The sequence below is a fragment of the Pseudomonas sp. GW821-FHT02A11 genome (assembly GCF_059421985.1).
The window spans coordinates 71987-90522 of the sequence record NZ_JBWKWB010000014.1; the positions used below are offsets into that span (position 1 = coordinate 71987).

Here is an 18536-nt window from a genome sequence, read left to right on the forward strand (position 1 = left end):
TGCTCGAAGATGCTCGCCACCGAACTTTCAAACGAGCATCCAAACATGACCCTTCCAGTGGTTTTCATCGATGGCGACCAGGGCACCACCGGCCTGCAGATTCATCAACGGCTGCAAGGCCGCACGGACCTCACCCTGGTCACACTGCCTGCCGAACAACGCAAGAACGCACAGAGCCGTGCAGCGGCAATCAATGCGTGTGACATCGCCATTCTCTGCCTGCCGGACGACGCCGCCCGCGCTGCCGCCGCCAGCATCGAAAACCCGAACGTGCGGGTGATCGACGCCAGTTCCGCGCACCGTACCGATGCCGAGTGGGTCTACGGCCTTGCCCAGATGAGCGACGCTCAGCAACGGGCGATTGCCAGCGCCAGACGGGTCAGCAACCCAGGCTGCTACCCGACTGGCGCGGTGGGCCTGTTACGGCCGTTGCTCGATGCGGGGTGGGTGCCCCGCGACTACCCGATCACTATCAACGCGGTGTCCGGCTACTCGGGCAAAGGCCGTGCGGGGGTCGATGAATTCGAAGGTCCGGACGCTGGCAACGCCACGCCGTTTCAGGTCTACGGCCTGGGCCTGGCGCACAAGCACGTAGCGGAAATTCAGCAGTACAGCGGGCTGTCCGAGCGGCCTGTGTTCATTCCGGCTTATGGCTCGTTTCGTCAGGGCATCGTTCTGACCATCGCCCTGCAACTGCGCCTGCTGCCTGAAGGTGTGAGCGGCGCAACACTGCACGCCTGCCTTGCGCAGCACTACGCAGGCAGCGGGTTCGTCGAGGTGATGTCGATGGAGGAGTCAAAAGCCCTGACTGGCCTGGACCCACGGGTGCTGAACGACACCGACACATTGCGTTTGATGGTCTTCGAAAACGCCGGGCATGTGATGCTCGCGGCGGTTTTCGACAACCTGGGCAAGGGTGCAGCGGGAGCGGCGGTGCAGAACCTGGACCTGATGCTCGCCGGGGGCTGATCCGCCGTTTACAGCCACGTGGCCTGGGCGCAACCCAGCGCACAGCTTGGCAGCGCCCATCGCACGGGCGAGCCCTCGACCTGCGCAGGGGGCTTGAGGCGCAGCGCAGGGCCCCAGGCGGTGTGTTCGATGTGGGCCGTAAAGTCATCGCCCTCGGCAGGGGCAATCGGCGGCTGCGCCTCGACAGGTGCGTCAATCAACAGCTTCGCGGTGCGCGCCAACGAGGCCTGCACCTGACAGCCCTCACCCTTCGCGCGGCGTTGCGTCAGACCGCGAATCGCCGCTGTAGCCAGCAGGTAACCGGTGGCATGGTCCAGCGCCTGAACCGGCAATGGCACCGGTTTGTCTGCGCCTGCCGCACGCATCCCGGCGTCCGCGATACCGCTGCTCATCTGCACCAGACTGTCGAAGCCCCGCCGCTCGCGCCACGCCCCCGTCCAGCCATAGGCGTTGAGCGAAATATCCACCAGCCCGGGATTGAGCTCACGTCGGCGTTGCGCATCAAGCCCAAGCCTGGCCAGGGCATCGGCGCGATAGCCATGCACCAGCACATCCGCTTCACTCAATAGCTGTTCGAGCACCGCGCGATCGGTCGCATCCCTCAGGTTCAGGCGGGCGCAGCGCTTGCCGAGCACCACGTCCGGCACCGTACCCGGCTCTTCCCAGCCGTAGGGGTCGATGCGCAGCACCTGCGCGCCGAAGCCGGCAAGCAAACGCGTCGCCACAGGCCCGGCGAGAATGCGAGTCAGATCGAGCACCCGCACGCCCTGCAAAGGACGCTCCCGCGGCAACGGCCAAGCGGCCCTGTCGACCGACGCTGCCCCCGTCCACTGCAACAAGCGCTCACTGGCCACACTCAGGCCCTGAGGGTGAGCGGCCCAGGCCTGGGTCGTTCGCATGGCCGCCGCGCAGCCCTGACGTTCGACAATGGCGCGCTCCAGCGCGCTGGCCTGCCACGTCGCAACAGCCTTGCTCACCGCCTCGCGATCAGCCGGCGTACCGAGCACCGCCAGCGCGGCCTGGCGATGATGGGGCGCGTTGGTGTGCAGCCGGATCCAGCCATCTGCGGCGCGATAGTCCCCGGCCACGGCGTCCCATTGCGCGGGCAGTGACCAGCCTTGCGGGCGCAACGAAGTGCCGAACCACAGCGACGCCAGACGCCGATTCACCACAACCTCAGGCGTGATACCAGAGGCGTGATGTAGCAGTTCAGCAATGGCCAGATGGGCCGCGCCCATGGCAGCGGTGGCCAGATCCGACACCGCAAAACAGGACGGCAATGCGCCCTCGCCGATCACCCGCAACTGCGTCAGAAACTGCGCATCGCCTCCGGCGGCCTGCCAGCACTCACGCAGAAAATGCTCGACCGTCGCTGGCCGATGTTCATCGTTGGACATGCTCATCTCCCTCATCCAAAAACGGCGGCTATTCATCGGCCCGTTGCAGCAATTCGGCTCGCAGCCATTGCACCAACAGGTTCGCCTCTTCCCGGCGCGCCTGTCCATGGCGGCGATACACCGACAGCGCCTCGCTCAGGTGAACGCTCTGGCTGAAAGGCGCGACCAGCACGCCGCTGTCGAGCATGCGTTGCGAGGTGCGGCGCCAGCCCATGGCCAGGCCATGCCCCTCGACGGCGGCGTGCAGCATCAGCGAATAGCTGTCGAACGAAAGCCCCCGCGCCTTGCGTGGCAGCTCATGACCGAAGGTCGCCAGCCAGGTGTCCCATTCGAGCTGATAGGCGGGTTGGGCGTCGTGGTGCAACAGGGTGTGGTTGTGCAGTTCATCCAGCGCGATCGGCAAGGCGCGACCTTTGAGGTGTTTGTTCAGATAGCCCGGACTGCACACCGCAAACACCTCATCAGGCGCCGTGAACAACAGCGGATGCAGGCCGTGGTCGCGATTGCTGCTTTGCATTGCCACGTCGAAATAGCCCTGAAAATCTGTCAGCGGGTTGGCCCACGTGACCATCTTCAGTTCGATTTCCGGGTACTGCTGATGGAAGTCCGAGAGCCTTGGCATCAGCCAGTGAAACGCTTCGCAGGGCTGACACAACAACACCACTTCGTTCTTGCCCGCGACGCCGCGCAGGCGATCAGCCGTGCTGGCAACGTCGCGCAATGCATTACCCAGCGTAAGGTTTAACTCGCGCCCGGCGTCGGTCAGAAACACCGCCCTGTTACGGCGCTGAAACAGGGCGATGCCGAGGTCCTCTTCCAACGCGCGAATCTGTCGACTCACCGCTGCCTGGGTCAGGTTCAGCTCCTCGGCCGCGCGGGAAAAACTGAGCAGCCGCGCCGCTGCCTCGAAGGGCAACAGGCTGGCCAGTGGCGGAAGGGATTTGCCGAGCTTATTCATAATTTTGGGTAATGCATCGTGACGGAAACATCATTTGTAGCACAGCCGGGGGGATCGGCAAGATGGCGCCACACACACAGGCCAGCCACACACCTTGTCCCCGTGGGAGCGAAGTCATTCGCGAGGGGCCCGTACAGCCAAGACATCTTTATCGACTGCACGGCCATCTCGCGAATGAATTGGCTCCCACAGGTGAGGCAGCCGACATCCCACACATGTCCAAACGAGAATCACCATGACCTCACCCCGTTCCGTCATCGTGCAAGGTGTGGCATTTGCGGTTCTGGCGACACTCAGCTGGGCCTGCAACTTCATCGCCCCATACGTGCTGCACGGCTACAGCATTGAGGATTTCATGCTGGTGCGTTTCATGATGGCCGGCGTGCTGGGCGCCTTGCTGCTGCCGTTCTATCGCAGCCAGCTGCGCGGCTTGCGGCCCCGGCAATGGCTGACCGGCATGGGCCTGGGCGTGCTGGGGTATCTGGCCTACAGCAGTTGCATCGCCGGGGGCGTGATCTACGGCGGGCCGTTGCTGATCGCCGCTTTCATCGGCGCGGTGCCGGTGCTTCAGGCCTTGCTCGGCAATGCGCAACAACGCTCGCTGCGTTGGGGCCAGCTGGCGATACCCATCAGCGTGCTGTGCCTGGGGTTGGTGTTGATCAACCTTGAGTTACTCCAGGCGCCCACCTCCGGCAGTAAGGTGCTGTGGCTGGGCCTTGCGTTTTCGCTCGGCGCGGTGCTGTTGTGGCTGTCGTTCAGCGTGGTCAATCAGGCGGCGATGGAACACCTGCACGCCAGCGCGACGATTGCCTGGACCTGCCTGATGATGATCGGCGCGGGCCTCGCTGCGCTGATGCTGACGCCGCTGGCCTGGGCCACACAACTGCTGCGCCTGCCGGTTTCAGGCATGACCACCCCGGATGCGCTGAACCTGTATGGCTGGGCGCTGCTGATCGCCCTGCTCTCGTCGGTCATCGGCGCCTGGGCCTGGAACCTCGCCTCGCGGCGCCTGCCGATGGTGCTGTCAGGGCAGTTGATCGCGCTGGAATCGTTCTTCGCCACGGCGCTCGGGCTGGCCTTTCATGGCCGCCTGCCGAGCACCGCCGAAGCCTTCGGCCTGGCCCTGATCCTGTTCGGCACCGCCTGCTCGGTGCGGGTGATTCTCGCCCCTGCGCCTGCTGCTGCCGAATGTCTCTCCCTCTCTGAATGACCACCGCCTCACGCCCAAGGAGCATTGCCCGTGAACGCCATCGCCGACTACCGCACCTACCCGCTGATCAGCCCTTTGCTCAGCGTGCAACTGGCCCCCGATCGGGTCGAGGTCACCTGGTCCGACCAACGCCGCAGCCCCTTTCATCACTTGTGGCTACGGGACAACTGCCCCTGCCCTCTGTGCGTCTACGACGTCACCCGCGAGCAGGTGTTCGAGATTGCCGACGTGCCTGGTGATCTTTACGCCCTCAGTGCCAACATCGATGAACACGGTGCGCTGCACGTCATCTGGCAGGACGGCCACGAAAGCCGTTTCGACCCCGGTTGGCTGCGCGTCCATGCCTATGATGACGCCTCTCGCGCCGAGCAACAGGCCAAAAAGCCACGCAAGCAGCGCTGGGTCCAGGGCATGGAGCTGCCGGTTTTCCAGTACGCAGCGGTGATGGAAGACGAAGACGCCCTGCTCCACTGGCTGCTGGCCGTGCGTGATATCGGCCTGACCCAAGTGCAAGGCGTGCCCACGGAGCGCGGCTCGCTGACCCTGCTGGCGCAGCGCATTGCCTTCATTCGCGAGAGCAACTTTGGCGTGCTGTTCAACGTGCAGTCCAAGGCCGACGCCGACAGCAACGCCTACACCGCCTTCAACCTGCCGTTGCACACCGATTTGCCGACCCGTGAGTTGCAGCCCGGCTTGCAGTTTCTGCATTGCCTGGTCAATGACGCGCAAGGGGGCGAGAGTCGCTTTGTCGATGGCTTCGCCGTGGCCGAAACCCTGCGCCAGGAGGACCCGCAGGCGTATCGGTTGCTGTGTGAGGTGGCCGTGGAGTTTCGCAACAAGGATCGACGCAGCGACTACCGCTGCCTGGCGCCGGTGATCGCCCTGGATGCCGTGGGGGAGGTGGCGGAAATCCGCATGGCGAACTTCCTGCGCGGGCCGTTCAGCATCGAGCCTGAGCTCATGCAGCCCTACTACCGCGCCTATCGCCGCTTCATCGAGATGAGCCGCCAGAAGCGCTTTCAGCTCTGCCAGCGTCTGGAAGCCGGCCAGCTGTGGTGCTTCGACAACCGCCGCACCCTGCACGCCCGCGACGCTTTCGACCCAACCAGTGGCGCGCGGCATTTTCAGGGGTGCTATGTGGATCGCGATGAACTGTTGTCGCGGATACTGGTACTGCAGCGCTGACCGCGCCAGACGCTGTACCTGTAGGCGCTGCGGGAGCTGTGCGACTGCCGCGAAAGCGGGGGGGTCATCTGCAAATGCATTGTCTGACACACCGCCTTCGCGGCCGTCGTAACCTGCGACTGCTCCCACAGATTTTGTGGTGTGCCCATGCTCTGTGCATCGACGCTAACCGCCGATCAAGAAATTCCCCGGACGCTCGCCCTCTCCCGCTTCCAGAACCGGCACCTGGGCTTCGTCCTTGAGCTTGACCCCGGACAACTGCCGGCGCCAGGCCTCGCGCATCAGGTAGAGCAGCTTGTGCGCGGCCAGGGCGTAGCTCATGCCCTCCAGGCGCACATTGGAGATGCAGTTGCGTGCGGCATCGTTCAGGCCGACGCGCGGTGCATAGGTGAAATACAGGCCCAAGCTGTCCGGCGAGCTAAGGCCGGGACGTTCGCCGATGAGGATCACCACCATCCGCGCCTGGAGCAGTTCGGCGACCTCATCGGCCACCGCCACGCGCCCCTGTTCCACCAGCACCACCGGCGCCAGGCTCCAACCTTCCTGCGCCGCCATCTCGTCAATGCGCGCCAGCATCGCCGGGCTGTGCCGTTGCACTGCCAGCGAAGAAAGCCCATCGGCGACGACGACCGCGAGATCAAAGCCTTCGGGATGACTCGCAGCGTAGGTGCGCAATTGCTCCACCGAATCTACCGACAACCGCCGCCCCAGATCTGGCCGTTGCAGGTAGATATTGCGATCGGGCGCCGAGCTGTGAACGGTCAGGGTTTCGCGCTGGCGGGCCTGCAGCTGCTCGCTCAAAGCGGCGTGATCGAACGGCAGGTGCACCGCATCCCGGGCTTGCGCGTGGGCGAACTGGAAGTCCAGTTGCGCGGCGGTCGGCAGGCTGGTGCCGGCATGCCCCAGGGCGATGCGCGCCGAGGTCAGCGAGCGCAGCTGACGCCAGGCATCGGCCTGGGCCGGCGAGTTGCTGTGGTCATCACTCATGGCCAATCCTTCTTCTTTCACGGCTAGTTCAATTGCGCCAATGCCTTGCGAAACAGCGGCGGCACACCCTGCCCCAGGCGAACGCCGCCGTCATCCTGACGCAGGATGTCCATGCGCGTGAGCCACGCTTCGAACTCCGGCGCCGGGCGCAGGCCGAGGGTTTGGCGCGCATACAAGGCGTCGTGGAACGAAGTGGTCTGGTAGTTCAGCATCACGTCGTCGGAACCGGGGATGCCCATGATGAAGTTGATCCCGGCGACACCGAGCAGGGTCAACAGCATGTCCATGTCGTCCTGATCGGCTTCGGCGTGGTTGGTGTAACAGATGTCGCAGCCCATGGGCACGCCCAGCAGCTTGCCGCAGAAATGATCTTCCAGCCCTGCGCGGATGATCTGCTTGCCGTTGTACAGGTATTCTGGGCCGATGAAGCCGACCACGGTGTTGACCAGAAACGGATTGAAGTGCCGCGCCACAGCGTAGGCGCGGGTTTCGCAGGTCTGCTGGTCGACGCCATGGTTGGCGTTGGCCGACAGCGCACTGCCCTGCCCGGTCTCGAAATACATCAGGTTATTGCCCAACGTCCCGCGCTTGAGGCTCAGGCCCGCTTCGTAGCCTTCGCGCAGGATGTCCAGGCTGATGCCGAAGCTGCTGTTGGCCGCTTCGGTGCCTGCAATGGACTGAAACACCAGGTCCAGCGGCACGCCCTTTTCAATCGCTGCGACCGAGGAGGTGACGTGTGTCAGCACGCAGGACTGGGTAGGAATCTCGTAGTGACGGATCACGCCGTCGAGCATCTTTAGCAGCTCGCTGATGGCGCTGATGCTGTCGGTGGCCGGGTTGATGCCGATCATGGCATCGCCGTTGCCGTACAGCAGGCCATCGAGGACGCTGGCGGCAATGCCTGCCGGGTCATCGGTCGGATGGTTGGGCTGCAGGCGGGTGGACATCCGCCCGCGCAGGCCCACGGTGTTGCGAAAACGGGTGACGACGCGGATCTTCTGCGACACCAGCACCAGATCCTGCACGCGCATGATCTTCGATACCGCTGCGGCCATTTCCGGCGTCAGCCCCGGGGCCAGCGCCTTGAGGCTGGCCTCGGTGACATCAAAGCCCAACAGCCAGTCACGAAAGCCGCCGACCGTCAAATGACTGACCGGCGCGAAGGCCGCCTGATCGTGGCTGTCCATGATCAGACGGGTGACCTCATCCTGCTCGTATGGGATCAGCGCTTCGTTGAGAAAGCGCTTGAGCGGCACGTCCGCCAGGGCCATTTGCGCCGCTGCCCGCTCGGCGTCACTGCTGGCGGCGACTTCGGCCAGATAATCCCCGGAACGGGCAGGACTGGCCTTGGCCATGAGCTCGCGCAGGCTGTCGAAACGCCAGACCATGCCGCCAATGCTGTGGGAAAAGCTCATCGCCTGCCTCCTCCTTTATTCCAGAACCTTAACCGGCAACTGCAACAACCGCGCCACGACCGCGCACCACTTTGCAGAACAGCGCGCCCAGCGCCATCAGGCAGATGAAGATGCCGCAGATGACCAGATTGAACCACACCATCGCCACCAGACAGACCACTGCCAACACCAACGCGATGCCCGGTACGATCGGGTAGCCCGGCGCACGGAAGGTGCGTTCGAGGTTCGGCTCGCTGCGACGCAGCTTGAACAGGCTGAGCATGCTGACGATGTACATCACGATAGCGCCAAACACCGACATGGTGATCATCGCTGCCGTCAGGGACATGCCTTGCAGGTTGACCAGGCCGTCGCTGAGGATCGCCAGAATCCCCACGACGCCGCCAGCGAGGATAGCGCGATGAGGGGTCTGGAAACGCGACAGTTTGGCCAGGCTTGGCGGCAGGAAACCCGCGCGGGCCAGGGCGAAGAACTGACGGGAGTAACCCAGAATGATCCCGTGGAAGCTCGCCACCAGACCGAACAGGCCGATCCACACCAGCATGTGCATCCAGTTGGAGTTGTTGCCCACCACTGCCTTCATGGCCTGTGGCAGCGGGTCGTTGATGTTCGACAGGGTGCGCCAATCGCCAACGCCGCCCGCGAAGATCATCACGCCGATGGCCAACACAACCAGGGTGAGGATGCCTGCCACATACGCGCGAGGGATGGTGCGTTTCGGGTCCTTGGCTTCTTCGGCGGCCATGGCCGCGCCTTCAATGGCGAGGAAGAACCAGATGGCGAACGGGATCGCCGCGAAGATGCCGCTGATAGCCGGCAGGCTGAAGGTGTCGGAACCGGCCCAGCCGCCCAGCACGAAATTGCTGAAGCTGAAGCCCGGCGCTACCACGCCCATGAACACCAGCAATTCGGCGACGGCCAGCACGGTCACCACCAGCTCGAAGGTGGCAGCGATGCTGACGCCGAGAATGTTCAGGGTCATGAACACGATGTACGCGCCGATGGCCGCCACACGCGGGTCCAGGGACGGGTACTGCACGTTCAGGTAGGCCCCGATGGCCATGGCAATGGCCGGCGGCGCGAAGACGAATTCGATCAGCGTCGCCAAGCCCGCGATCATCCCGCCGGTCACACCAAAGGCGCGCAGGCTGTAGGCGAACGGGCCGCCCGCGTTGGGGATGGCAGTGGTCAGTTCGGTGAAGCTGAAGATAAAGCAGGTGTACATCACTGCCACCATCAGCGTGGTGACCAGAAAGCCTAACGTGCCTGCCGTGCCCCAGCCGTAACTCCAGCCGAAGTATTCGCCGGAAATCACCAGCCCGACGGCCAGCCCCCACAAATGCAGGGTTCCCAATGTGGGTTTAAGTGTTGAAACAGTCATGAGTGTGCACCCCGGTAGCCAAGCGACGGTATTTGCCTGAGGTCGAGCATAGCCACAGGATGACGGACAAGGCTTGACCCTGCAGGGCGTGGGTTGTCGTGTGCGGTCAAGTTTTTTGGACTGTTGCGCGGGATGCATCATCCCGGCGCACGATGGCGGGGCTGTGCCTGATTGCGGGTCATGATTGATCAGGGCAGTGTGACACCCGACTACACAGCAATGGGTGGTTGGGTAGCAATACTCAGAAGAAGCGCAATTACCTGTAGGCGCGCGCTTGCCCGCGATTGCATTGATCAGCGTCCCAATGAGGCGTCTGACACAACGCTATCGCGGGCAAGCGAGCTCCTACAATGCGTCGGCCACACATAACAAGGTATGACATTTGCTTGAATGAAATTCATACATACGCTGAAGACGTTCAACTCAATGTTCCAGACCCTCATCCCCAGCGCCGCGTCCAACCCCAGCGCCGCTAGCAATCGCGGCGTGTTGTCGGCTGCCGCCAATGGTCTGGACGGCTTCATCGTGCAGCACGGCGGGGATCTGGACCGGGTGTTCGGCCGCTCCGGCATCGACCCCGAACAGCTGCTGCACCCCACCCTCAGCCTGCCGCTGACCAACTACTGCAAAGTGCTGGAAGAAGCGGCGCGGCAAACCGGTTGCGACAATTTCGGCCTGCGCTATGGCCAGCAATTCCAGCCCAAGGCCCTGGGGCTACTGGGCTACATCGGCCTGTGCTCACCGACCCTGGAAGATGCACTGATCAATTTCTCCGAGGCCTTCCCGTTTCATCAGCACAGCACGCTGATCGAACTGGTGGACCAGGGCGAGTGTTACCGCTTCGACTACCAAGTGCGTCACGGCGCGATCAATGAACGCCGTCAGGACGCCGAATTGACCATGGGCATGGCGCTGAATCTGCTGCGTCATGTGCTGGGGTCGGACTGGGCGCCGCGTCAGGTGGCCTTCGAGCATGGACGGCCTGAGGACTGGCACGAACACCGCGACGTCTTCCATGCCGATGTACAGTTCACTCAGGGCTGCAACTCCCTGCTGATTCCCAAGCGCGACGTGATCGACAAGGTCATGCCCGGCAGCGACCCGATCCTGCTGATGCTGATCAAGGACGCCATTCGCCAGCTTGGCGACAACGGCAGCCCTGAAACCAGCCTGCTGGACCGCGCCCGCCAGACCATCCTCGCCACGCTGCACTTGGGCGAACCGGCGCTGGATGAAATCGCCCACAACCTGGGCCTCTCCGAATGGGCGCTGCAACGCAAGCTGCGCGACTTGGGCTTGAGCTTTACGCAGCTGGTAGACCAGATCCGTCAGGAAACGGCCATGGCCCATCTCAAGCAACAGCACCTGAGCGTCACCCAACTCGCCTCCCTGCTGGGTTACTCGGAAACCAGCGCCTTCTCTCGTGCGTTCAAACGCTGGTTCGGCTTGAGCCCGAAGCAGTGGCGCAGCGCGACCACCACTCAGTAATCACCGCTCCAGCCTGATTTCACCCACTGCGCATCATCTGTGGAAGTGAGCCTGCTCACGAAAGCCATTGCCAACCTGCGAGTAGGTTGCGTCTGTAGCGGCCTCTTCGTGAGCAAGCTCACTTCCACAGAGGTATGAGGCCTTACCCCGATCGTGCTCATAGTGGCCACTGGTCAGACCGGTAAGATCTTTCTTCAGCCGCTCCCTTGTTTTCACCCCCTTTTCAGGCCTAGACTGCGCGGGCATTGGACAGACCGGTAAGACCACAATAATTAAGTCCGGCGACGAGGCTTGCGCCCAGCCAGGACACCGACTAGAGATCCTCATCATGCTCAAATGGTGCTCCCGTTCGATTTTCCTTCAGGTTGTCATTGGATTGATGCTCGGCATCGTCTGCGGCCTGGCCCTCCCCGAATTCTCCTCACAACTCAAACCACTGGGTGACGGCTTTATCAAGCTGATCAAGATGCTCATCGGCGTGATTGTGTTCTGCGTGGTTGTCAGCGGCATTTCCGGCGCTGGCGATCTGAAAAAAGTCGGCCGCATCGGCCTCAAATCCGTGCTGTATTTCGAAGTGCTGACCACCATCGCGCTGGTCATTGGCCTGATCGTGGCTTATGGGACGGGCCTGGGCAACGGCGCCAACATTCATCTGGATCAGCTGTCGGTGGCCGACATGGGCGACCTGACCGAACGCACCAGGCAGATCCACGGCGCCTCGACCTTCCTCATGGACTTGATCCCCACTTCGGTGATCGGCGCTTTCGCCGACAACAACATCCTGCAGGTGCTGCTGTTTGCCGTGCTGTTCGGCAGCGCACTGAACCTGGTGGGCGAATCGGCCAGCGGTATCTCGCGGCTGATCAGCGAACTGAGCCATGTGATCTTTCGCATCATGGGCATGATCGTGCGCCTGGCGCCGATCGGGGTGTTCGGCGCCATTGCCTTCACCACCAGCAAATATGGCGTGCAGTCGCTGCAGCATCTGGGCAGCCTGGTGGCATTGTTCTACCTGACCTGCTCGGCCTTCGTGCTGCTGATTCTGGGCGGAGTGATGCGGGCGTCGGGGCTGAAGATCCTGCCGTTCTTGAAATACCTGCGCGAAGAATTGCTCATCGTGCTCGGCACTGCCTCCTCCGACGCCGTGCTGCCTCAGGTGATGCGCAAGCTGGAGCACATGGGCATCGGCAGCCCAACCGTCGGCCTGGTGATCCCCACCGGCTACTCGTTCAACCTCGACGGCTTCTCGATCTACCTGACGTTGGCCATCGTCTTCATCGCCAATGCCACCGGCACGCCGCTGGCCTTCACTGACCTGCTGACGATTTTGCTGGTGTCGCTGATCACCTCCAAAGGCGCCCATGGCATTCCCGGCTCGGCGCTGGTTATCCTCGCGGCAACGCTGACGGCAGTGCCGGCGATCCCGGTGGTCGGGCTGGTCTTGGTGCTGGCGGTGGACTGGTTCATGGGCATCGGCCGGGCGCTGACCAACCTCATCGGCAACTGCGTGGCCACCGTCGCCATCGCCCGCTGGGAACGCGACATCGATGTGAAACGCGCCAACAACGTCTTGGCCAGTAAACAGGGCTTTGTCTTCCAACCGAAGAAGAGCGCCACTCCCGTCCACCAACAGGAATTCTGAGGCCGTGGCATCGGGCGCTGACACGGCGCCCTTCCCGACCTCACTGACAAACCAGGAACGCCTTGATGATCAGCTCCTCGACCGTCGTCAACTCAGTGGTGGAAAAATTGCGCGAGGCCTTGACCCGCGGGCAGTGGCGCTCCGGCGACATGCTGCCCGGGCAGCGCGAACTCGCCGAGCAAATGGGCATCAGCCGGCCCAGCCTGCGCGAGGCGATCATCGTGCTGGAAACCCTTGGGCTGGTGCGTTCGATGCCGGGCAAGGGCGTTGTCGTGCTGGACGAGCCATTGCCTCAAAGCAGTTCAGGGGTAGCCTCTGCTGGAGTCGCCGACGCCACGCTGGCGGATGTCATGCAGCTGCGTTACACCCTGGAGCCTTTCATCGTCGGCCTGCTGGCGCAATCGATCAGTCAGAAGGAAATCGCCGAACTGCGCCTGACCCTGATGGACATGCGCGAAGCGCTGGAAGACCAGGACAGCGAATCGGGCAGCAATGCCTACATCGCCTTTCACGAACAACTGTTCACCCTAACCTCGAACCCGATTTTCAGCAGCATGGTGCAGCAGACCAGCCAGGCCCTGAAGCAATGCGCCCCCACCCTGCGCAACACCCCGGAACACCTCGCCGCGCGCCTGAAAGAAACCGAAGCGCTGGTGCGCGCCATCCGCAACAAGGACAGCGCCACCGCCAGTGAACTGATGCGCGAGCACATCCTCCAGGAAGGCCAGCGCATGGAGGTTGAGCTGGATATTCCGAAGCAGGATTGATGGCCTCCGCTTCCATGATGTTGAGCCCGCGGCCAGCACCGCCTCACGCACCTTTTCGCGGGTGTCATCGCTCACCAGATCCGGACGATGCAACGCCCGCGATACGCTCATCGGCGATGCCCCCGCGGCTTTGGTGACAGCGATCAAGGTGAGGCTTTTTTCGGCTCGGTCGACGAGACAGGGTCTGCCACCTGTCTGGTTTTTTCGGCATGAAGCTGCGTTTCGGCTCGCTGCGTAGTGGCGGTTTTGGTAGGGCAACAGTGTCTGGACCTTGATTCCAAGCCCTTCCGTCAGCCCCCCAGGCAATGGCGGGTTCGTCCCGTCGCTTGCTCAAACGGGTGCCCGGCACCTCGCTTGACTCTTCATGGCGGTAGCTTTTCAACAATACACTCAGCAGTTGCAACGTCCGATGCCCTGTCGTCACAGAGGCGGGTCAATCGTGTGAGCGATATCAGCTCACTCCGCACTAAAACGCCCTACCCCAACGTCGACGAGCCGATATCCAGCTTGTCCGAATCGGCAAACTCATCCAGCCCCAGGTCGGCCAGGTCGAGCTCGCCGGGGTCGGCGTCTTCGTCGGCGTCGGCATCGTTGAGGGGCGATTGGTCGCCACCGAAGTGCTGGTCTTCGTCGCTCAGAAAATAGTGGGGTTTAACGCTGATGTGAGGCTGTACATGCATTGCCGATGTCTCCCGACCGATCAAATTCGCTTCAAGGCTACTCCAGAATCCGGCGCTGTCACACCCAGCTGAAAAATGACCCGCCGTCGTCGCGCAGCATCTGCACCATGGCGTGGGCGGCAGGTGACAGGTAGCCCTCGCGCCGGAGGATGACGTAGATGGTGCGCGTCATGGTGGTATTTTCCAGCGGCACTTCCCGCAAATATTGCATGTTCTTGCCGTATTCCAGGGTTTCGCGAGCAATGAAGCTGAGCAGGCTGGTCTGGGCGATGAGGCGCGGCAGCAAGGAGATGGAGTTGGCCTCGATCTGCACCACCGGCAGCGGCAGGTTGTGGCGGGTGAAGGCTTCGTCGACCCAGATCCGCGACGACACGCCCAGCGGTGGGAGCACCCAGCGGTAGTTGCACAGGTCGCTCATCTGAAACGGCGCTTTGAAGATCGGGTGGTTGCGGCTGGCAATGACCACGGCTTCGTCGGTGAGAATCGGGTAAGCCGTAAATTCATCCTCGATGCTGCGCTGGGCGCAGATGATCATGTCCAGGTGCCCTGAGCGCAGTTGTTCGCGCAGCATGTCGTCCTGGCCGATTACCAGTTTCAGGATGATGTCCGGGGCGCGTTTGAGCAGCGCGTTGGTCAGTTCGGGCAGCAGGTATTCAGCCATGGTCGAGGCGCAGCCGAGGCGAATCTCCCCCACCGCACCGCTGGCGAAATCCCGTACTTCGCGCTGGGTCTGGGCGATGCTTTGCTGAAGAACCTTGCCCCGCGCCTGCAGCAATTCGCCAACAGGCGTGAGCTTGATGCGCCGACCGTCGCGCTGAAACAGCTTGGTGCCGAAGGACTCTTCGAGGCGCTGAATGCTCTTGGTCAGCGCGGGTTGGCTGCGGTTGAGCTTTTCTGCGGCGCGCCCCAGGTGGCCGAGTTCGGCGATGGTTTCGAAATAGGTCAGGTCACGCAGGTCCATATATCAACCAAAGTTATCAATTCATGATTATTAGAAAATAGACTTGATCGATTCAGCTGTCGATAATTTCTCCCATTGGACCGCATTCCATCAGGAAACCGCCCATGCTCTGGAGATCTTCGTTGTCGCGCCCCGCCTCGTTTTCCCTCGAAACCCTGCACCCGTTGGTGCAATGGTCGTTGCTTGTTGTCCTGGCCGGTAGCGCCGGTCAGCTCTTCAAATACTTTCATGTTCCTGCCGCACTGTTCCTCGGACCGATGCTGGTCGCGATCGGCTTCGGCGTGTCGGGCGTCTCGATTCGCTTGAACAAGCATGTCTTCCGCCTGGGTCAGGGCGCGGTTGGGGTGTTGGTGGCCCACTCGATGACCATGGGCGTGCTGCTCACGGCCATGCACTCCTGGCACGTGATGGTGTTCGCCACTTTACTGACCGTTGCGCTGAGCGCGGTGGTCGGCATCGGTGTGGCGCGCTGGGGCGGGATTCAGGGCAGCACCGCGGCATGGGGGACGTCGCCGGGCGCGGCGTCGGCGATGGTGGCGATGTCCGAGGACTACGGCGCGGACTCGCGGGTCGTGGCGACGATGCAATACGTGCGGGTGGTCTGCGTGGTGATGGTGGGCGCGCTGGTCAGCCGCCTGATCGGCGCGGACGTCGGCGGCACCGATGCCCACAGCGTCGATGCTCTGCAGCAAGGGGTCAACCTGCTCAACCTGGCCCTGAGCCTGCTGGTGATCGTAGTCGGCGTCACCCTCGGCGCGCGCTTGCCAGCCGGTGCCCTGTTGGTGCCCCTGTTGCTCGGTGGCGCGCTGCAACTGAGCGGCCTGCTGCATATCACCATGCCTACCTGGCTGCTGGCAATTGCCTACGGCGCCATCGGCAGTTACATCGGCCTGCGCTTCGACCGGGTGACGATCAACTACGTCTGGCGGCGCTTGCCGGCGATGATCTTCGGCGCTCTGCTGCTGATCCTGCTGTGCGCGATCTCTGCCTGGGTCATCGCCGAGATGATGGGCAAGGATTTCCTCTCCGTGTACCTGGCCACCAGCCCCGGCGGCCTAGATGCCATGGCGATCATCGCTATCGATACCCACTCGGACGTCGGCTTCGTGCTGGCCATGCAGACCTTGCGCCTGTTCGGCGTAATCGTGACCGGCGCCTACATCGCCCGTCAGGTGATTCGCGTGACCCAGCGGTTGGCGTGATCGCTCCGAGGTGACGGGCTGAGTGTTCTGAGACCTACTACCTCCAATGCTTCACACCCCTGTGCGGGAGATTCTGTGGGAGCGAATTCATTCGCGAGAGGACGGTACAGTCGATGCACCTTTATCGCCTGACCCATTTTTCGCGAATGAATTCGCTCCCACTGGGGGACAGCGTTCGCCGTTAGAACCGCATCAGGTCTTTACAACCTCCGCATCAAACACCTCACCTCGCCTGATAATCGACCCCTTCCCCAACAACGCCCCCGGCGCCAGCACGGCGTTCGCGCCGATGCGGCTGCGGTCGCCGATCAGCGCGCCGAACTTGTCACAGCCCGTGGCACGCAGGCGGCCGTCGATGCGCACGCGCACTTCCTTGTCGTCACGCTCATTGCGGTAATTGCAGACGATGCTGCCCGCTTCCAGATTCACGCCGACGCCGAGCACAGAGTCGCCGACGAAATTGAAGTGCGCCAGCTTGCTGCCGTCGAACACGAACGAGGTTTTCAGCTCCGCGCCGGGCCCGAAGATACAGCGCTCGCCCACCCAGCAGCCACCGCGCAAGTAAGCGCCGCTGGCCACGAAGCAGTGCGGCCCCAGGATCAGCGGGCCCTTGAGCACGGCACCCTCCTCGACCACCGCGGTCTCGTGCACGGCAATGTCGCCGCGAATCTCGTAGTCGTCACCCAGCGTGACCAGCACGTCACGCACGATCTCGGGGGCGCGGGTCACCAGTTCCCACGGCGTCAGCGATGCCCAGCGCGACAGCGCGGACGTGTCCATCGATTCGATGAAGTCGCCGACGCGGATCACTGCAAACGCTCCAGCGCCGTGGCCAGGCTCTGCGCCAGTGGCAGCACCGGCAACAGCGTTGCCTGGTAGGCGTGATAGAGGTCCGGTTTCCCCGGCCAGATGTCGGCGCTCGGCTGATTCTGCGGGTTCAGCTCGTGGCGCCAGCTGCCGTGTTCACGATCGATGAACAGCGACTCGTTGAATTCCCAGAACGTGCGATACCAGGTCTCGTATTGCTGCTCGCCGGTGCGTTGCAAGAGGGCCGCCGAGGCTGCGGCCGCTTCGGCGTGGGTCCAGTGCAAACGATGCCGGACGACGGGGCGGTTTTCCCAGTCCAGGGTGTAGACGATGCCCGGCGCGCCATCGACGTCCCAGCCGTAGCGGCAGGCGTTTTCGAACAGCAGGCGGGCGTCTTCCAGCAGCCAGGACGGGGTTTCCAGCTTGGCGGCCTGGCGCGCGGCCTCCAGATGCAGCACCAGCCGCGCCCACTCGAAGGCGTGGCCGGGGGTGGTGCCGTAGGGGCGGAAACCGTCATCCGGTTTATCGGCGTTGTACTCGGGAACCGGCTGCCATCGCAGGGTGAAGTGCTCGATCACCTGATGATTGTTCGCCGCGGCGTGTTGATGAATGACCCGCTCGACGATGCGCAGCGCGCGGTCCAGCCAGCGCGCATCGCCGGTGACATCGGCCAGCGCAAGGAAGGCTTCGGTGCTGTGCATATTGCTGTTGGCCCCGCGATAGCGTTCTTCGTCGCTCCAGTCACGGGCGAAGGATTCACGCATGGCGCCCTCTTCCTCGCTCCAGAAATGCTGGGTGATGACCTGAATTGCCTGTTCGAGCAGGGCTTTGGCGCCGGGGCGTTGGGCAACCACGGCAGAGGATGCGGCCAGAGCAACGAAGGCGTGCAGGTAAGCGGCCTTGCCGGTGTTTGCAGGTGAGCCGTCGGTCTGATCCAGGGGTTTGGCGAACCAGCCGCCGTGCTCGGCATCGCGCAAGGGACCTGCCAGTGACGCAACGCCGTGGTCGACCAGCTCGGCAACACCGGGGATGCCGTTGATGTGGGCCATGGCGAAACTGTGGGTCATGCGCGCAGTGTTCATGGTCTCGGCGACCGCGTTGGCGGGCAGGCGCCCGTGATCATCCAGATTGCCAAAACCTTGAGGCAGCTTCGCCGCCTTGGCAAACGCCAGCAGCCGGTTGCCCTCCTGCGCCAGCCAGGCCTTGTGCCCAGGGGAGCGCAACCAACTGCTGAAATCGCGATTCACGTCATCCATTGCCTTGTCACCTTGTGCTCGGCAGGTTCGGCCCGCCAGGAATTATTAGTCGGGGAGAATCATGCAAGCCAAGGCCGGGTGCAGGCAAGTGAATGAGGTGAATCCTTTTAGCAAGCCCGTGGGAATGACGCCCATGTGACTGGCTGAACGCCCATACCCTGTGGGAGCGAATTCATTCGCGAGAGGGCGGTACAGTCGATACAGCTCTATCGCCTGACATATTTTTCGCGA

Annotated in this window: 16 protein-coding genes and 1 pseudogene; 7 read left to right on the forward strand and 10 right to left on the reverse strand. The window is 62.9% G+C overall.

Annotated elements, in window-relative coordinates:
- The first annotated feature begins 9 nt into the window (after positions 1 to 9).
- On the forward strand, positions 10 to 969 hold the full coding sequence (gene argC / locus AC07V9_RS19270) for an N-acetyl-gamma-glutamyl-phosphate reductase (RefSeq protein ID WP_495017243.1): 960 nt from the start codon (positions 10 to 12) through the stop codon (positions 967 to 969).
- Between the two features lie 8 nt (positions 970 to 977).
- On the opposite strand, the gene AC07V9_RS19275 is transcribed toward argC, so the two are convergent.
- Together AC07V9_RS19275 and AC07V9_RS19280 are read right to left on the reverse strand one after the other, a co-directional pair.
- On the reverse strand, positions 978 to 2366 hold the full coding sequence (locus AC07V9_RS19275; protein WP_495017244.1) for a CoA transferase: 1389 nt from the start codon (positions 2364 to 2366) through the stop codon (positions 978 to 980).
- Between the two features lie 28 nt (positions 2367 to 2394).
- The gene (locus AC07V9_RS19280; RefSeq protein ID WP_495017245.1) at positions 2395 to 3324 is read right to left on the reverse strand and encodes a LysR substrate-binding domain-containing protein; all 930 of its coding nucleotides are present in this window, start codon (positions 3322 to 3324) and stop codon (positions 2395 to 2397) included.
- A gap of 235 nt (positions 3325 to 3559) precedes the next feature.
- Between AC07V9_RS19280 and AC07V9_RS19285 the strand changes: the two genes are divergently transcribed.
- Both AC07V9_RS19285 and AC07V9_RS19290 read left to right on the forward strand, forming a co-directional pair.
- On the forward strand, positions 3560 to 4534 hold the full coding sequence (locus AC07V9_RS19285; protein ID WP_495017246.1) for a DMT family transporter: 975 nt from the start codon (positions 3560 to 3562) through the stop codon (positions 4532 to 4534).
- Between the two features lie 24 nt (positions 4535 to 4558).
- Complete coding sequence (locus tag AC07V9_RS19290) at positions 4559 to 5719, forward strand: gamma-butyrobetaine dioxygenase (protein ID WP_495017247.1); 1161 nt, start codon at positions 4559 to 4561, stop codon at positions 5717 to 5719.
- A gap of 165 nt (positions 5720 to 5884) precedes the next feature.
- On the opposite strand, the gene eutC is transcribed toward AC07V9_RS19290, so the two are convergent.
- From eutC to eat, 3 genes are read right to left on the reverse strand one after another with little or no spacing between them, the layout of a single operon-like run.
- Positions 5885 to 6706 (reverse strand): ethanolamine ammonia-lyase subunit EutC, encoded by an 822-nt coding sequence (gene eutC / locus AC07V9_RS19295; protein WP_495017248.1) that lies wholly within the window; start codon positions 6704 to 6706, stop codon positions 5885 to 5887.
- A 23-nt stretch (positions 6707 to 6729) separates the two neighbouring features.
- Positions 6730 to 8121, reverse strand: coding sequence for an ethanolamine ammonia-lyase subunit EutB (locus AC07V9_RS19300; protein ID WP_495017249.1), 1392 nt, complete (start codon positions 8119 to 8121; stop codon positions 6730 to 6732).
- Positions 8122 to 8149: 28 nt separating this feature from the next.
- Positions 8150 to 9502, reverse strand: a complete 1353-nt coding sequence (eat, locus tag AC07V9_RS19305; protein ID WP_495017250.1) for an ethanolamine permease — start codon at positions 9500 to 9502, stop codon at positions 8150 to 8152.
- A gap of 426 nt (positions 9503 to 9928) precedes the next feature.
- Here eat and qhpR point away from each other — a divergent pair, with 426 nt between their 5' ends.
- The 3 genes from qhpR (at position 9929) to AC07V9_RS19320 (ending at position 13399) form a co-directional block, all read left to right on the forward strand.
- The gene (qhpR, locus tag AC07V9_RS19310) at positions 9929 to 10990 is read left to right on the forward strand and encodes an AraC-like transcriptional regulator QhpR (protein WP_495017302.1); all 1062 of its coding nucleotides are present in this window, start codon (positions 9929 to 9931) and stop codon (positions 10988 to 10990) included.
- Positions 10991 to 11318: 328 nt separating this feature from the next.
- Entirely contained in the window at positions 11319 to 12632 is a 1314-nt protein-coding gene (locus tag AC07V9_RS19315; protein ID WP_495017251.1) for a C4-dicarboxylate transporter DctA, read from the forward strand.
- Between the two features lie 65 nt (positions 12633 to 12697).
- Positions 12698 to 13399 carry a FadR/GntR family transcriptional regulator gene (locus AC07V9_RS19320; RefSeq protein ID WP_495017252.1) on the forward strand — a complete coding sequence of 234 codons (702 nt, stop codon included), beginning with the start codon at positions 12698 to 12700 and terminating at the stop codon, positions 13397 to 13399.
- 48 nt (positions 13400 to 13447) lie between these two features.
- Here AC07V9_RS19320 and AC07V9_RS19325 read toward each other — a convergent pair.
- The 3 genes and pseudogenes from AC07V9_RS19325 to AC07V9_RS19335 all read right to left on the reverse strand — a co-directional run.
- Positions 13448 to 13705, reverse strand: a pseudogene (locus AC07V9_RS19325) (LacI family DNA-binding transcriptional regulator); the annotation flags it as partial.
- 170 nt (positions 13706 to 13875) lie between these two features.
- Positions 13876 to 14079, reverse strand: coding sequence for a hypothetical protein (locus AC07V9_RS19330; protein WP_495017253.1), 204 nt, complete (start codon positions 14077 to 14079; stop codon positions 13876 to 13878).
- 58 nt (positions 14080 to 14137) lie between these two features.
- On the reverse strand, positions 14138 to 15040 hold the full coding sequence (locus AC07V9_RS19335) for a LysR family transcriptional regulator (protein ID WP_495017254.1): 903 nt from the start codon (positions 15038 to 15040) through the stop codon (positions 14138 to 14140).
- A gap of 104 nt (positions 15041 to 15144) precedes the next feature.
- Here AC07V9_RS19335 and AC07V9_RS19340 point away from each other — a divergent pair, with 104 nt between their 5' ends.
- Complete coding sequence (locus AC07V9_RS19340) at positions 15145 to 16242, forward strand: AbrB family transcriptional regulator (protein WP_495017255.1); 1098 nt, start codon at positions 15145 to 15147, stop codon at positions 16240 to 16242.
- 192 nt (positions 16243 to 16434) lie between these two features.
- Here the strand turns inward: AC07V9_RS19340 and AC07V9_RS19345 are convergent, their stop codons facing one another.
- Together AC07V9_RS19345 and AC07V9_RS19350 are read right to left on the reverse strand one after the other, a co-directional pair.
- On the reverse strand, positions 16435 to 17052 hold the full coding sequence (locus tag AC07V9_RS19345; protein WP_495017256.1) for an LbetaH domain-containing protein: 618 nt from the start codon (positions 17050 to 17052) through the stop codon (positions 16435 to 16437).
- Positions 17049 to 18305: a D-mannose isomerase gene (locus tag AC07V9_RS19350; protein ID WP_495017257.1), complete on the reverse strand. Its 1257-nt coding sequence runs from the start codon at positions 18303 to 18305 to the stop codon at positions 17049 to 17051. Before AC07V9_RS19350 ends, AC07V9_RS19345 begins: the two co-directional genes overlap by 4 nt.
- Positions 18306 to 18536 lie beyond the last annotated feature (231 nt).

Excerpts from the sequence above, each read along its gene's own strand:
- AC07V9_RS19320 (WP_495017252.1), top strand. The coding sequence starts at position 12,698 with ATGATCAGCTCCTCGACCGTCGTCAACTCAGTGGTGGAAAAATTGCGC.
- AC07V9_RS19275 (WP_495017244.1), bottom strand. The coding sequence starts at position 2,366 with ATGTCCAACGATGAACATCGGCCAGCGACGGTCGAGCATTTTCTGCGT.
- argC (WP_495017243.1), top strand. The coding sequence starts at position 10 with ATGCTCGCCACCGAACTTTCAAACGAGCATCCAAACATGACCCTTCCA.
- eat (WP_495017250.1), bottom strand. The coding sequence starts at position 9,502 with ATGACTGTTTCAACACTTAAACCCACATTGGGAACCCTGCATTTGTGG.
- qhpR (WP_495017302.1), top strand. The coding sequence starts at position 9,929 with ATGTTCCAGACCCTCATCCCCAGCGCCGCGTCCAACCCCAGCGCCGCT.
- AC07V9_RS19285 (WP_495017246.1), top strand. The coding sequence starts at position 3,560 with ATGACCTCACCCCGTTCCGTCATCGTGCAAGGTGTGGCATTTGCGGTT.
- AC07V9_RS19315 (WP_495017251.1), top strand. The coding sequence starts at position 11,319 with ATGCTCAAATGGTGCTCCCGTTCGATTTTCCTTCAGGTTGTCATTGGA.
- AC07V9_RS19340 (WP_495017255.1), top strand. The coding sequence starts at position 15,145 with ATGCTCTGGAGATCTTCGTTGTCGCGCCCCGCCTCGTTTTCCCTCGAA.
- AC07V9_RS19280 (WP_495017245.1), bottom strand. The coding sequence starts at position 3,324 with ATGAATAAGCTCGGCAAATCCCTTCCGCCACTGGCCAGCCTGTTGCCC.
- AC07V9_RS19300 (WP_495017249.1), bottom strand. The coding sequence starts at position 8,121 with ATGAGCTTTTCCCACAGCATTGGCGGCATGGTCTGGCGTTTCGACAGC.
- AC07V9_RS19350 (WP_495017257.1), bottom strand. The coding sequence starts at position 18,305 with ATGGATGACGTGAATCGCGATTTCAGCAGTTGGTTGCGCTCCCCTGGG.
- AC07V9_RS19330 (WP_495017253.1), bottom strand. The coding sequence starts at position 14,079 with ATGCATGTACAGCCTCACATCAGCGTTAAACCCCACTATTTTCTGAGC.
- eutC (WP_495017248.1), bottom strand. The coding sequence starts at position 6,706 with ATGAGTGATGACCACAGCAACTCGCCGGCCCAGGCCGATGCCTGGCGT.
- AC07V9_RS19335 (WP_495017254.1), bottom strand. The coding sequence starts at position 15,040 with ATGGACCTGCGTGACCTGACCTATTTCGAAACCATCGCCGAACTCGGC.